The organism is Streptantibioticus ferralitis (assembly GCF_029223525.1).
Classification (GTDB): Bacteria; Actinomycetota; Actinomycetes; order Streptomycetales; family Streptomycetaceae; genus Streptantibioticus_A; species Streptantibioticus_A ferralitis.
In genome coordinates this window covers 1-14373 of the sequence record NZ_JARHTQ010000025.1, presented here as the reverse complement: position 1 = coordinate 14373, position 14373 = coordinate 1, and the positions used below count along the sequence as shown (strand labels likewise).

The window sequence follows — 14373 nt, the reverse complement described above, 5'->3', positions numbered from 1 at the left end:
CTCACCTGGTAGAAGCAGCCGCCGGAGCCCCCAAGTGACACCCACAGCCCAACTCGTCCACACACCCCGCTCACGCCGCCTCAGCCAGCCACAGGCCAGCCGCCCCCTTCAGCCGCCCCACCGCCCGGCTGCGCCGCTTCTTCCACGCCGCGATACCGACGCCCGCCGCCGACGCGGCCACCGCATCGGGCAGCGCACCGTCCCGGTAGTGGTCACAGATCGCCTCCACGGCATCCGCGCCCAGCAACTGCTGCTCCCGCGCCCACAACAGCAACTCGACCAGCTCACGGCGCGCCCCGATCAGCTGCTCATCCGGATCACCCCCTGGTGCCATCCCCACCGCGACGGCCGCCTGCGCGAGCTGACGGGCCGCGACCTCCTCGAACACATCCGGCTCGACCCCGTCCGGAGCCCGACGAGCGACGTCGAGCTCACCATCGAGCGGTTCGCACGCCTCGTTGCTGATCTCCCCGTCCAGCTCCCGGCGGGCCTCACGCAAGGTGTTCAGCGAGATGTTCGCCGCGATGCGGCGCGGACACCGCTCGAGCGGATAGGTGAGCACTGCCTCGTACAGGCACCCGGCCACAACATGGGCAGCATCAGCGAAGCCGCGGCCGCCACGACGCAGCCGACCAGCGGTACGTACGGCGCTCGGAAGCATCGCCTGCACCACTACCGCGGCGGCGAGCCGACCATCGTCGCCACCAGCCCGTGCGCGTTCCAACAGCACGCGCAGCCAGGCGTCGCTCCCCACACGGCCGACGGCGCGGTGCAGGCGCGACAGCGTGCGCAGGAGCTCCGGCAAGTCCGCTGGAGCTTGCTCGCCGACGACGACACCCGCCTCCACTAGCCAGCCGATCACCGACTCGGCATGACCCGGGACGGCACACACCATCTGCCAGTCGTGGTGCAAACGGTCAAAGGCGGTCTCGTCCTTGAACGGGACGGTGAGAGAGGGTGCGGACACGGCACGGTTCCTTTCGAAACGAACGTGCCGTTCACCATCCGCACACCCCCTTGCGCACCTGCTTGCTCAGACCCACCCGCCACACCACGGATAGGCGAGCAACCGGGGACCAGCCGGACGGTTGGCACTCGCGCAACCGACCGACACAGCCCGCCCCGATGGCCACGGCCGGCCACCAAGGTCCGCCTCGCCAAGATCGCGAAAGCAGCCTCGACGCACCCCACACTCATCACACTGTGCAATCACCCGCGCAACCGACGCCCGGCGCAAGTGGCCGCCAGCACCCTGTCACCGGGTCAGTTCCAATCGCCGTTCCAGCCCCGCGCCATCGGTGGAATCCGCCCCATTGACGCGATCGCTTGCCCCTTCCAACCCGCTGCCGCCCACGCGTCTCCCACGCGCCAAGCTGGCGTACCAAGCCAGACATCCCCCAGCGCCACGACAGCGGTCGACAATGGCTGCAGCAAGCTCCCGACTCACTCCACTTCGCCACGACGGAACCCGTGTTGAACAGCGATAATTCGAGTGCGCAAGCATCTGCGCAACCGGGCCTGTCAGCGAACCACAGACGCTTCGCAACGCAAGCTCATTAGCCCAACCCGAACCCGCCTCCGTCGTCCCCCGCGTCTCCGGCACGCGGCGTTCCACCACCGTTCCACCGGCTCTCAAGCCGGTGGAAGCACGCCGGAGGCCGCTTGGTCTGTGCTCCGCCGTGCACGATCCCACGGCCCAGTTGCCGCAGCGTCCGCCACTCCGAGCAGGTGCACCTGGAACTCGCTGGAATCCGGCAACGCTCACTAAGCGTGTCCGATGTGGAACTGGCCTGGCGTCGGCGAGTGGACCGAGACAGCCCTGCCCGACGGTCGCCATGAACTGGCCTGAGGCCTGGAACGGGAGTGGTTTGTCGACGACTTCGGGAATCACTTCACGACTCCCGCCCATGATCAACATCGATCAGTTCGGGAGTCGCTGCGGCCTTCCTCAGTCCATCCCGGGTGGGGGCGGGGCCGCAGAGAAACTCCGGAACATCTCCAGCTCCCATGTGACGTCCGCAAGATCCTGGAGGGTCTGGGCCTCGCGTGCCTCCAGCAAGGCGATCTCGGCGGCCAGTTCGTCGGCCGACAAGCCTTCCGCCCACGTGAGAAACGCAGCCGTCTCCTCATCCACGGGCTTCAGTGTGCCGCAGGGGAGCAGCTCCCGGCAGTGCCCCGAACGGGTATGGATCAGCCGGACTGTCCCTTCGCCGGCGCCAGAGGCCGGTCGGGAGGCAGCGCCACATGCCGGGTCCCCGAGCTGATCAGGCAAGGCTTGCTGCGACACGTGAGAGGCTCACCCTCACACCGATGGGAGGCCATGCGTCGATTGCAAACGGCGCGTGAGGCAGACGTGCGCCAGTGCGCTGGGCGAGTGCCGATGTGCGGAGAACGGCAGGGGAGTCGCTGTCAGCCTGTTCACCGTGCCTGCCGCTCGGCGAGCATGGCCAGCCCGATAGCGACTGCGACGCCAGCGGTGGCGAGCATCAGGACAGCACCCTGCCCCGATGTCGTGTTGGCGACGGGCGCCATAGCCGTTGGCGATGCGTTGCTGGTGCAGTACTCCTTGGCCGGGCCGATGACCGCACTGCACCCATCGCCTCCGCGGTTGGTAGTGGTCGCGGCGTGCGATCGGGGGGCCGCAGCGAGACCGACGGCGGGGCGGGACCACACCAGGACCAACAGGGCGATCAGCACTCCAGCTGCTGCCACATACAGCGCGGTCGACCTGCGTGAGGACATCATGGCCTTTTCCTTCCGTCGGGACATCCGCGACAGTCGCGTCCAATAGGCGGCACCTCAGCGGCCGCTCACCTGGTGCACTGTGCTCGCCAGCGCTTGCTCAACTGCTTGCTCAATGCGGAAGAGCCGAGGGGTGACCGCTTGCACGTGGGGAATCCACGGCCCGGCATGCGGCCGAGCAACCGTCCGTCAACCGGCCCGCAGCAGTGCCGGGCGTCCCCGCCGGGAAGGGGAGCAGGCAGCCCGGCTCTTGTCCGTGACGGCCCCCTACGCAGCGGCTTGTCCCGCTGCGGCCACCGGCCAGAGGAAGGCCCGGGGCGAGGGCTCACGCCAGCCGGTTGGGGGCCTTGGCGTTGATGTCGGCGAGCCAGGCCAGGCGTGATGTTGCGCGGTCGCCGCGTCCAGGGCGTAGAGGTGGGCCGCGAGCGACTGCCGGTGCACGGCAGCCTTGGCCGATGTGCTGCGGAGAGCGGCAGGGGGAGCTGTATGGGGAGCGGCTAGGGGAACCGAGTGGGGTGCGGCTGGGGGAGCGGCGCGGGGGAGATGGCATGCGTCATCCATCGGAAGGTCCCAGGTCGCGCCTACTGCGCAACCGCTGAAGCGGCGTTGACACCTCTTCTTCCTCTGGAAGAAGAGACCTCCTTTCCTTGTCCCGTGCGCTGGCGGGGCGGCCTGGAAGGCTCACCGGCGTCTCGCGCCGCGTGCATACGTCGGCGGCGCCGACGTGGCCAGCGCAGATTGTAGGAACGTACTCGGTGGCAGTACGGTGTGCGGTATGTCGATCCGGAGCGAACACCTCAACGATGCCGACAAGGTGGACCTCGACGTCGTCGGTTTCCTCAATGCCACCGAGGAAGTGCGGCGCTTGGAGAAGGCTCTGGCTGACGCGCGTGCCAGCGCTGACAAGTTCGCTGCCGCCATGGACACCCAGAGTGGAGAGGCTCGTGGACGCTTGGGGCGTCTGGCTGCTCACCTCGGCGTGAAGGAGCAGAGCCTGAAGAACCAGCGGCAGCGCGCGAAGCACCACCAGGCACAGCCTGACGCGTGAATTCCGCGCCCCCCTGCGGCTGATGGGCCGCGGTCCGGTCGAGCGGGCCAGCGGCGAGGACTGACGATCTTCCCCCGATGGTGTGAATGTCACTCGCCTCACACAAAAAGGTACTGCGTACTAGTACCGAGTACGTTAAGGTGGTGGCATCACCGCGCAACACCGAAAGGCCGGGAGACGACGACATGGACGCGATGCAGCAGCTCTGCAACGAGATCAGCGATCTGGTGATGGACATTCGCGTCCTGCGTGCCCACGCTCAGCAGGAGCTGTACGCGACCGCGACCGCCTACGCCCCCGAGACTGCGCCGGTTGAGCCGGTCTTCGTGCTGGAGACCGACGAAGAGCGTGTGATGCGCGAGGAGGGCGAGCAGATGCTCGCCGACGCTATCGAGGCCGAGCGGGACACGCAGTGGCTCGCCGACCGCGAGGCGGACGCTGCCGCGAACGCCCACACCATGAGCAGCGGTGAGATCACCGAGCAGTACGCCGCTCACGTCGAGCGTCAATACCTAGCCGCTGAGGACTACTGCCGCGGTGTGCTGCTCAACCGCCGCGCCGCAGCGGCCGGTATCGACCCCCGAACGCTGTTCTCCGGCCCGTCGCACGTTGCCTACGCCCGGGCGAGCGAGGAACTGCTCACGTTCTGGAGCGAGGTTGAGCGTCGCCTCACCAAGACGGAGTTCACCGCTCACCTGTCGGGCCGGTGGACGCAGGCGGCGCAGACCGCGCGGCACGCGGCATGGGACTGCGCTGCGGCTGCCTGACGGGCACTCACCGGACCGCGCCCGACCGGTCACCCCGGGCGCACCCCAACCAACGAGAGAGGGCTTGATCATGCGGTACGGCAAGGTGAACGCCAAGGACACCACGGTTCACGTGCTGGACAACGGGGTCCGGGCGTACTGCGGGAAGACGGCGCCGGTCGAGGTGGACATGGCGGACGTGGCCGGTGGGTCGGGGCAAGAGTCGCTGTTCGGTGCGGCTGACGCGGCGTCGTTCGGGATCGCTTCAGGTGAGTTGACCGTGTGCCGCAAGTGCCAGACGGTCAAGGCCGATCGCGAGCGCGCCGAGGCGTCCTTGGATGAAGCGTTCATGGTGTGCGAGTCGGCGCGCATGGCGGGGCGCGGTGAGCGGGTCGACGCGGGCATGTTCGCTGTCGCGCCGGTCGCTGCCGCGCCGGAGAAGAACGAGACCGCCGAGACCGCGCCTGAGCCTGAGCCTGAGCCTGAGCCGTACCGGGAGAGCAACGGCAGGGCGGTCCACATCACATCGGAGGCGGAGACTGCCGCGCGTGCAGGCGGATACGTGGTTGCACGGACGGTCCGCAGCAAGGACACGCTGGTCATCGGCTACGCGGTGCAGCGCGCCGACGACGGCCGCTGGGACTTCATCGGCCTGTCGGGCAAGACGCACACGATCGGCAAGGGCGCGGTAGGTCTGGTGACCCGGTGGGCACGGACGCTCAGCGTCACGGACCGGGAAGGGCCGGCCCCGTCCGAGACGGCCGTGAGCACCGCCAACGGGCACCAGGAGCAGGCCGACACGCCTGAGGCCCTGCCCGTGGTCGGCGTCGAGGCGAACGCCGCGCTTGATGTGGCCGATGTGGACACGGGCGTGCCCTGGTGTCCGCCGGGCCTGCACATCGTGTCTCTGCCGTCGACCCGGTACCGGGACTGGTGGGGGGTGGAGTGCGGCCGGTGCCAGGGCGGCGGCCGGGCGTCTCTGCCGGGTGAGTACGACGTCAAGGGCGACGCCTACGCCGCCGCGAGCGCGCACTACGAGGAGAAGCACCGTCCGGCCGACGACGCGTTGAGCGTCGAAGAGTTGGACGAGGTGGATGCCCTGTCGCTCTCGGATGCTCAACACACGGTCATTCGGTGGGCTGGCGACGACATGCTGCACGAATTCGTTGACGGTTTCTGGGGCCTGGATGTCGTCTGTGACAAGTGGGACGTGAACAAGCGCGTCGCCAAGGGCCGTGTGACTGGGCTGTGGGCTGCTGGTCTGCTGGACGTGGTCGGGAACGGGCCGGGGGCGCGCCGGTTCCGGCTGTCCGAGGAGGGTCGCAGGGTGCGGCGGCTGATCTTCCGTGCGAAGCGGCAGGGCATGTTCTCCTACGCGCCTCGGGATGTGCGTCTGCCCGCTCTGGAGCGTCGTTCCGGCGGGTACCCGCTGTTGTCCGAGGGCCGCTATTTCAAGGGCGAGGAGCAGCCGGAGGCGGAGGCGCCCGCGTACGCGCCGGACGTCGTGTCCGATCCGGGGACGGTCGAGGGGTGGGAGGGAGAGGGCGGAGCCTGCCCGGACGTGGCCGCTGACCGGCGCGAGGCCGACCAGGTGGCCGCCTATGTGGCTGCGTACGTGGATGAGGGCCGCGCGGTTGAGGTCGTGCCCGCGTTGGGCTGGTCGCGTCAGTTGATGGTCGTGATGGACATTGCGGCGGGCGGTGGCCTGTACGCGGAGGAGACCGGGCGGTTCCGTGCCGTGGGGGCCGTCGGCCGGAAGGGCCGGCTGGTCAAGGCCGAGCGGGTCGCGCTGCTGATGGCGGCCGGGTTCCTCGCCGGTAACGGCGGTCTGATCACCGCGACCAAGGACGGGCGGGAGGCGCTGCGCATGGTGCGCCTGGCCGGTGGCGCAGGTTTGCACGCCGATGACCGGGCGGCGTTCGAGGCGCGGTTCGCTGCGGCGCGGCGTGCCGACCGGCGGGCGGGCAAGGAGGACTGCAAGGGCCGTGCGAGGTCCCTGCCGGTACTGCCGGGCGGGGCGGAGGAGGCGCGTCGCCGGGCCGCGTGGCACGCGGAGATGGACGCGTGGTCGGTGCGGCTTGAGCGGATGCGGGCGGAGAGTGACGCGCGGATCGCGGCGGCGGAAGCCGAGGAAGAGCAGGCCCGGAAGGCCCGCGAGGCGCGTCATGCGGCCGAGTTGGCGCCGTGCACCGAGTGCGCGGGGGTGTACCCGGTGGAGGCGCGCTGCGGGAAGTGCAGGGAGTGGAACGCAACCGGGCGGACCTTGGTGGACGACGTCTCACAGGCCGAGGCGGGAGCCGCTCCGGTCGTGACTGACGGGCAGCTCGGCGACCGCATCAGCCGTGCGCAGCGAGCGGCGGCCCATGGGATCGGGGAGCAGCGGGCACGACTGGCCAGCATCTGCAAGGGGAATCCGGCGCCGGCCTATTCCGCTCTGCCCGGTGGCCCGGTGCCGGCCGAAGAGCCCGAGGCGGGCACCGATGGAGCGTTGCTGGCCGAGGAGCGCGACGTGAGCGCCGAGGCGGCCGACCTGTTGGCCGGATTGGACGCGATGCTCACGGCCGAGGCTGACCGATGGGACGCACTCACGCTGTTCTGACCGATCGAGTCGGCAACTCCACAACGCAGCACGGGCCCAGGGGGTCGGCCATGCCATCCCCTGGGGCCCGTCTTCGGAGGTGCGCCGTCGACGACGCCGAACCCGCAGGTGTCACGGGGGAGTCCGCTGCGGTTCCTCTAGGACTTCGGCTACCTTCCGCGCCATGACGGCCATACGCGGCGGGAGGTAGCTGTCCAGGCCCGCAGTCCCCTTCGTTCGGTGACCAGTGTCCTCTCGCCCTTGCGTGTGACACTGCGTTGATGATCGAGATCGAGACCGAGCGCCTGGTCCTGCGCCGTTTCCGCATCCGCGACGCGGCTCCCATGGCGGCCTACCGCAATGACCCGGACATAGCCCGCTACCAGGCATGGCCCTCGCCCCTCACCCCAGAGGCTGCCACCGACCAGGCCCGGGTCTACAGCGAACAGGACCCCGAGCAGCCCGGCTGGTTCCAGTACGCCATCGAACTCAAAGCCGACCGGAGCATGGTCGGTGACCTCGGCGTGAACCTTCACGCCAACCGCCTGCAGGCCGACCTTGGCTACACCCTCGCTCCGGGCTTGCACGGCCAGGGATACGCCACCGAAGCTGTCCGCGCCGTGCTGGACCACCTCTTCCGCTGGGGACTTCACCGGGTCTCCGCCGAATGCGACGCCCGCAACACCCCCTCGGCCCGCCTGCTGGAACGCGTCGGCTTCGATCTCGAAGGCCGGCGCCCCGAGTTCACCTTGAACATCAACACCGGCGAATGGACCGACACCCTTCTCTACGGCCTGCTGGCCAGCCGCTGGCAGAAGCCGGCAGTCGGCCCACAGGAGCACTGAGCACCACCGGTTCGGTCCCGAGCCGGTGAGGACCCGTGCGCGGATTTCCGCATCTGCCTGTCGTCCGGCCTGTGCCGGGGCATGCTCGCAGGTAGATCGAGATCACCGTGCGGGAGGGGACGGCTATGGGCAAGGCCAGCCGGGCGAAGAAGGAGCGGACGCGGGAGAGGGGGGCACAGTGGTCTGCGGCCAGCGCGGCGCGTCAGGCGCACCTGCTGCGCCGTGACACGCTCACGCATCTGCCCGGCCATCCGATGGTGCGGGCCATGGTGAAGCAGCATGCCGCCACCGCGCTGAGCGACGCCTACAACGCCGGCATGGCGAGCGGGATGAGCGATGCCGAGGCCCGTCAGTTCGCCTTAACCATCGCCTTCGGCGGGATCGGGGTGCAGCCCCCGTTCTCCGACGACCTCGACCGGCACGTCAAGTGGCAGTACGAGCGGACGCTGAAAATGCTGCGCCAGGCCGAGGTCTTCATCGTCTCGCCCGCAGCGCACGCCGCCGCCATGGCCGCGGCCGCCACCCTCGAAATCGCCGACACCCTCACTCTCCAGCGCGACACCGACCTGCCCGCGCCCTGCGGGCTGCTGGTGCTCCCCGAACCGGTGGTGCTGGTCAACCGCACCGGGGCGCTGTCCGACATCCGCGCCTACGCCTGGCACTTCGCCCAGCTGCACAACGGCAGCCCGCTTCAGGCCGCGCCCGGCGTGCAGGTGGCCGGTTTCATGGACCGTGACGGGCCGGTGCAGAACGAGGCATGGCGGGAGTTCCTGGCCGCGTCCAAGGTGTCCGGGTGGACCTGCCCGCCCCTGGTCCCCGACGGATTCGAGGGCATGCGCGGGGACGGCTATCTCAGCAACCTGTCCACCGAGGAACTGCACGAGCGCTCAGCCCTGGCACGCCAGGGCCAGTTGCACATCCGTGAGCAGGCGCAGTGGCGGGCCGAGCCGACCCCCGACGTGGGGGAGTGGACCGGCGGACAGGTCGACGACCAGCACGACGACTTCACCCGCCGGTATATCTTCGCGTTCTGGCGACTGACCGCTCAAGGCTCTACCCAGGTCACCCGTCTTGGCGCTCCCGAACCGGACCTGGCCCATTCATCTGGTGCCCCCAGGCCCCGCCTGGAAGATGTCCGCGTCGTTCGCCTGACCGCGCCCAGGACTGCCTCCCAGGCCGCTGCCGCTGACGAGGGGCGTCAGGTGAGGGCTTATCACCACCGGTGGCCTGTAAGGATGCACAAGGTCCGCCAGTGGTACCCCAAGGCAGGCGAGCACCGCATCATCTGGCGAGGCCCCTACATCAAAGGCCCCGCCGACGCCCCACTCCTCATGAGCGAAAAGACGTATCTCGTCGACTAGCCAGCCCGCTATGCCCAGTCCAGCCCCAACTCGGCCAGCGACTGGTTGGCTGGACTGGACGCGCTGCTCACGGCCGAGGCTGGCCGATGGGACGCGCTCACGCACGGACTACGCTGCCCCTCGGCCCGTGCCGGTGTGGAGTGCGCGGGTTAGGCCCCGGTCCCCGTTGACGGCGGGACGCAGTACGGCCGGGGCCGCTCCCGCGCACGGCGACGTCACACCGCGGCCCACTCCAGCCCCAACTCGGCCAGCGCCCGGAGCCGGTCGGAGGTGAGCTTGGCACGCCTCGACCTGCTGTTCGACAGGAAGACGCCCAGCTTCACAGCGTGCTCCTCGCCGCCGATGACAACGGTCTCAACATGCCCCCTTGAAACGGTCACAGAGCCCGTGCGGGCTTTGTACTGCTGCAGGGCCGCAACCCCTCGTTCGAAGGCCCCCATGCCACTCTTACGGGCCTTCGCCGGGTCCTCCTTCGGCGCGGGTAGCGGTTCGACGCCGAGTGCGGCCAGGCGTTCGCGCTGCCCATCGCTCAACTGCTCCCAGCCCTCACGCTGCGCCTCCAGCCACGCGCCGATGTCCTGGCTGGCGATGGTGACGCCGGGCTGGAGTTCCGCGAGCGTCGCCCCGTCGGCCACCACCGCGGCGAGTGCGGCGTACCGCCGCTGCCAGTCGATCGGCCACTGTGGGTTCCAGTCGGGGTCGATGGCCTCCAACGCCCGGCGGCGGTCAGCAGCGCGCTCTTCGTCCGTGCCAAGCCCCCCGGTTTTGCGGCAGTTGGCCAGCCACTGGCCTACCGCTACCCCGTCGATGGACGCGTCTTTGGGTGCTGCGAGGCTGTGGTGCACCGTGAAGTAGGCCCGGGCCGCGGCGAGGTTCTTGTAGAACCGTGCGTCCGCGACCGACCAGACCATGCCCAGCTCATTCAACAGCTCGACGCGCCACGCCTTGAGCGTCCCCGCACGAAAAGCCCGCCGCTGCTCACTGACCCATGCCCCCAGCGCATACGTCCCGTTGCCGTTGCCGTCTTCACCGTCACTCTCGGTCGCCCCGATCGGGACAACGGCGTCCAAAGGCACCTGCGCGTCGCCGTGGGCCTTACCCCACTTGCGCAGGGCGTTGAGACCCGCCAGCCACACCTCGGAGTCCGGCCGAAGCACCCGGGTGCGCAGGAAATCGGCGATCACGTCGGGGTTGCGCGGCAGGGAGAACCGCAGCAACGGCACTCCGGCCGCCTCCGGCTCCTCCTCCTGGCCACCACCGGCCTCGCTGCGCACGGCGCTCTCTTCGCCGCCCTCGCCCCCGCCCTCGGGCACGCTGACGTCTTCGCCGCCCGCACCCTCGCCGTCGACTTCTTCTTGTGCTTCCTGCTCCTCTTCGTGCTGGGGATCGAGGGCGACCACGGAAGTGGCCTGCCCGCGGGCGGTGCTGGTCCGCAACACCATGCGCTCGATGATCCGCTCGTCATGAGCCCGAAGTCCTTGCAACACGGCCACAAGAGGGCGGTAGCTCGCGGACGCCATCATGTCCTGCGGGTCTTCGCCCGGCTGCAGGAAGATCGGCACGATCAGCCGCGCCACCTTCCCCTCGCCCGGATGCTGACGCAGGCCCCGGCCGGTGATCTGCACGATCTCCACCGGCGAACTACGGGTATCGGCGAACACCACGCCACCGACACCTCGTGTGCCGCGGATGTCGACACCCTCGCCCAGCACCCGGCAACTCGCCAGGATGCCCATGTCGGTCACCCACCCTTCGGCGTCCAGGCCGTCGGCGAACCGGTCCAGCACCACCCGCCGGTGGGCCACCGGGTGCTCCCCGCACAGCCACTCCGCACCCACCCGCTTCGGGTAGATGGCCCGATCCGTCTCGTGCAGCTCGGCAGCCGTCTCCGGCAGTGCGCGGGCGAACGCCATCGCATCGAGAGTGCGGCTGTGGAACGTCATCAACGAGCGGGCACCGATAGTGCCAGCATGCTTGAGCAACGCGGCTTGCAAGGAAGCCAGACGCCGGCCGCGCACCTCCTCCACCGAGGCATCCGGGCCGGGTGCCTCGGGATCCCGGATCTCCAGCACGTCGATCTCGAACGAGGCTAGGACGCCCCGCTCCACACTCTCCATCAGCCCAAGCTCGTACAGCACGGGACCGTAGAGTTCGACGTCATCCATGGAGGCCACCAGACGCCCACCCAAGGCCCCCGAGCCGCTCTGCCCGCCCTCCTGGCCCGCTACTGCGGCAGCGGTGGGGGAGGCTGCCCACAGGCGTGGTGTCGCCGTCATGTACAGCCGCCGCACCGCCGGGATCCGCTCCTGGTCGTGCACCGCCGCCCACGCCTTGCCCAAGTCCCCCGAAGAGCGGTGGGCTTCATCGACCACCAGGAGGTCGAACGGGCCCATGCGCTGCCCGTAGCTGCCGCGCATGGCCCGCTCCAGCACGCCCGGCGCGGCCACACTCTCGCTGCCCTGGTCGTCCTCCAGGCCCTGCGGCGACAAGCTGGCGTAGGTCGCGAACACGATCATCGGCCCGCTGCTCGCCCACAACGCCAACTGCGTCGGATTGGTCGTGCACCGCAGATCCAGTGCCTCCAGCAGCGGGTCAGCACCCAACGAACACACCGCCACCGCAGGGCCCTTGTGCCCCACCGCACGCCACGCCTCCGCGGTCTGTGTCAGCAGATCCAGCGTCGGCACCAACACCCCCACCAGCCCCCGGGGCACCATCCGCAGCGCCGCCGTGGCCGCCGTGATCGTCTTGCCCGACCCCGTGGACGACACCACCGTCCCGCGCAGACCCCGGGCAGGCACCACCCCGTCCAGCGGCACCGAGAGCCCCCGGATAATCGCGTCCAAGGCCTCCGCCTGATGCCGCCAAAGCGGAATCTCACTCATTCGCACCCCTCCATTCTCCACAATCCCAGCAATCCAACGAATTCGCTGTCCACGCTTATGCCAAGCATCTACAGCGGTCCTTCGCAACGGAGGATCATCGCGACGGCAGGAAGGGCGCGACCGATACCATGCCGTCCTCGCCGACGACCACGCGCTCCGCCAACTGCGCCAGGACATCCTGCGCAGTCAGGCCGGCCCAGTCCGCGGCCGACCGCAACCGCCGACTGGGGCCCGCGGACAGCCACAGCTCCGTGCGCAGTTCGTCCGCCGCCTCCCGCCGCCGCTCCTGCTGAGCGGCGTGCTCGGCCAGGGCCTGCGCGCGCCGCGCCTCCCGCTCGGCGGCCCACGCACAACCTCTGCCGTCACGTTCCGGGTCGTAGGTCTCCCAGCCCGAGACCTCCATCAAGACGTGGACCCGGCACCACTCGACATGCTTGGCAGCCCACAGCTCGGCGAGCTCCTCCGGATCCGGCGCACACCAAGGCCGCTCCGCCCCGACAGGAGAGCGCAACGGCTCCGCCGTCTCGCGCTCCCGTACAGCGGCCTCGGCGACGGCCTCTGCCACACGCGCGGCGGACATGCCCCTGCCCTGCCGCCGCACGGCATCCCGCGCCAGGTCCTCACTGCTCCAGATCACGACTGGCCTCCTCGACCCCGGCGCCAGTCGGCTGGTGCGGGTGCGAGGAGGCGGACGAGTCGTCCCACATGGAGACATTGGCGTGGTGCCAGCCGCCAGGCTTCCCCTCCTGCCAAGAAGGTTTGTCATCGGGGTTGGAGTGGCCGGCCTCCCGGGTGCAGACGATGACATCCCCGGTGGAGTGCTCGACGGTGCGCGCGGTACACAGACCGCCAGCCTCACCCAGCACCTCCAACACCCGCCGCCGCTCCATGGTGTTCGGGTGGGTTTGCTCCAGCATCTGGTCCACGAACGCCCGCAGCCGCAGCAACTCCGCCCGCTCCTGCTGCCGGGCATCCGCAAGGTGCACGGACAGCGCGGCCGTCCCGGCGGCCCGGCCGCGCTGCTCCCAGGTCCGGTCGGCGATCTGCACCAGCTGGCCGGTCATCTTCGTGGTGCCGTCGAACCAGCCGTGTTCGTACGCCTCGCCCCGCTCATCGGGAGCGTTGCCCTCCAACTCGACTACGTCGCAGTGGGCGCTCGCGACGGCCCCGGCCTCCAACGCGCCCACCAACTCGTCCGCCTCGTCCGCGGACAGGCCCGAGGCGGCAAGGATGGCCAACAGCCGCAGCCGGGCGTTGACCGCGGCGGTCTGGTACTGCGAGACCCGGCGTACCGGGTCGCTGCTGCACCGCTCGGACTCGGGCATGGTCACACCACCCCGTCATCAGTGCGGGAGTCTTCCTCGTGATGCTGCGTCATGACGTAACCGACGCAGCGGTATTGGGTGTGCTTCCACTCAGCACAGCGCAGGGTGTCCAGACGTCCCGGCTCGTTGATTCCGCGCTCTGCCTGGTGTTCCCAGTCTCGGGTTTTATCGGTCTCCGCGGCTGCCTCTTCCCGGTCTATGTCCGTGGCTTTCTTCTGCACGGACTGGCGGATGACTTCGCGTGCGGTGAATTCCTCAACCTGCATGGTGTGGCCATTCCTGTGATCGGAATTACCCGGGCCTCCTGGCTCCGGGGGAGGTGCTGTATTTTCACAGACTCTACCCCGCATCATGGGGTGATGCATCAGGAACGGCAAGGTAGACACGAAAAGGGTACTCAGGGTATCGTTGCCCTTGAACCTGGACCGCAAGGTCAGTCCAGGTAGGCATCGGTGACACCAGGTCAGGACCTGGCACCGCATCACCGGGACCCGCTCCAGACAGGCAGCAGTCGACTCACCGTCACCTCTCCTTGCAGCCCGCTAGCTTGAACCATCACCATAAGAAGGCCAGCACATGCCGAACCCGCCCGCACCACCCCCCAGCATCTTGCATGAATTCCGGAGGAATTCATAAACAATTCCGGAGGAATTGTTTCAACCCCCGGAGGGGGTTGTCGTCTTTACGACCCGTAGGCTGTCTCTTATACACATCTCCGAGCCCACGAGACTATGACTCATCTCGTATGCCGTCTTAGGCTGGAAAAGGCGGGGGGGGGGGGGGGGGGGGGGGGGGGGGGGGGGGGGGGGGGGGGGGGGGGGGGGGGGGGGGGGGGGGGGGGGG

Annotated in this window: 12 protein-coding genes; 5 read left to right on the top strand and 7 right to left on the bottom strand. The window is 69.2% G+C overall.

From position 1 onward, the window contains the following. Window positions 1-70: 70 nt before the first annotated feature. The 3 genes from P2L57_RS29320 to P2L57_RS29310 form a co-directional block, all read right to left on the bottom strand. A complete protein-coding gene (locus tag P2L57_RS29320; RefSeq protein WP_275819510.1) occupies window positions 71-967 on the bottom strand; it encodes a hypothetical protein in 897 nt (298 codons plus the stop codon). A gap of 981 nt (window positions 968-1948) precedes the next feature. Next, entirely contained in the window at window positions 1949-2134 is a 186-nt protein-coding gene (locus P2L57_RS29315) for a hypothetical protein (RefSeq protein WP_275819508.1), read from the bottom strand. Window positions 2135-2418: 284 nt separating this feature from the next. Further along, window positions 2419-2745 (bottom strand): hypothetical protein, encoded by a 327-nt coding sequence (locus P2L57_RS29310; protein WP_275819506.1) that lies wholly within the window; start codon window positions 2743-2745, stop codon window positions 2419-2421. Window positions 2746-3517: 772 nt separating this feature from the next. Here P2L57_RS29310 and P2L57_RS29305 point away from each other — a divergent pair. The 5 genes from P2L57_RS29305 to P2L57_RS29285 all read left to right on the top strand — a co-directional run bounded on the left by P2L57_RS29305 (window position 3518) and on the right by P2L57_RS29285 (window position 9320). After that, window positions 3518-3790, top strand: a complete 273-nt coding sequence (locus tag P2L57_RS29305; protein WP_275819504.1) for a hypothetical protein — start codon at window positions 3518-3520, stop codon at window positions 3788-3790. A 143-nt stretch (window positions 3791-3933) separates the two neighbouring features. Continuing rightward, window positions 3934-4557, top strand: coding sequence for a hypothetical protein (locus P2L57_RS29300; protein ID WP_275819502.1), 624 nt, complete (start codon window positions 3934-3936; stop codon window positions 4555-4557). Window positions 4558-4627: 70 nt separating this feature from the next. Next, entirely contained in the window at window positions 4628-7135 is a 2508-nt protein-coding gene (locus tag P2L57_RS29295; RefSeq protein ID WP_275819500.1) for a hypothetical protein, read from the top strand. Between the two features lie 260 nt (window positions 7136-7395). Further along, window positions 7396-7959 (top strand): GNAT family N-acetyltransferase, encoded by a 564-nt coding sequence (locus tag P2L57_RS29290; RefSeq protein ID WP_275819498.1) that lies wholly within the window; start codon window positions 7396-7398, stop codon window positions 7957-7959. A 125-nt stretch (window positions 7960-8084) separates the two neighbouring features. Beyond that, window positions 8085-9320 carry a hypothetical protein gene (locus tag P2L57_RS29285; RefSeq protein WP_275819496.1) on the top strand — a complete coding sequence of 412 codons (1236 nt, stop codon included), beginning with the start codon at window positions 8085-8087 and terminating at the stop codon, window positions 9318-9320. A gap of 215 nt (window positions 9321-9535) precedes the next feature. Here P2L57_RS29285 and P2L57_RS29280 read toward each other — a convergent pair whose 3' ends face one another. From P2L57_RS29280 to P2L57_RS29265, 4 genes are all read right to left on the bottom strand, one after another. Further along, entirely contained in the window at window positions 9536-12205 is a 2670-nt protein-coding gene (locus tag P2L57_RS29280; protein ID WP_275819494.1) for a DEAD/DEAH box helicase, read from the bottom strand. Window positions 12206-12299: 94 nt separating this feature from the next. After that, on the bottom strand, window positions 12300-12842 hold the full coding sequence (locus P2L57_RS29275; RefSeq protein WP_275819492.1) for a hypothetical protein: 543 nt from the start codon (window positions 12840-12842) through the stop codon (window positions 12300-12302). After that, a complete protein-coding gene (locus tag P2L57_RS29270) occupies window positions 12826-13530 on the bottom strand; it encodes a hypothetical protein (protein ID WP_275819490.1) in 705 nt (234 codons plus the stop codon). The genes P2L57_RS29275 and P2L57_RS29270 overlap by 17 nt, the downstream gene beginning before the upstream one ends. Before the next feature lie 2 nt (window positions 13531-13532). Next, the gene (locus P2L57_RS29265) at window positions 13533-13796 is read right to left on the bottom strand and encodes a hypothetical protein (RefSeq protein ID WP_275819488.1); all 264 of its coding nucleotides are present in this window, start codon (window positions 13794-13796) and stop codon (window positions 13533-13535) included. Window positions 13797-14373: the final 577 nt, after the last annotated feature.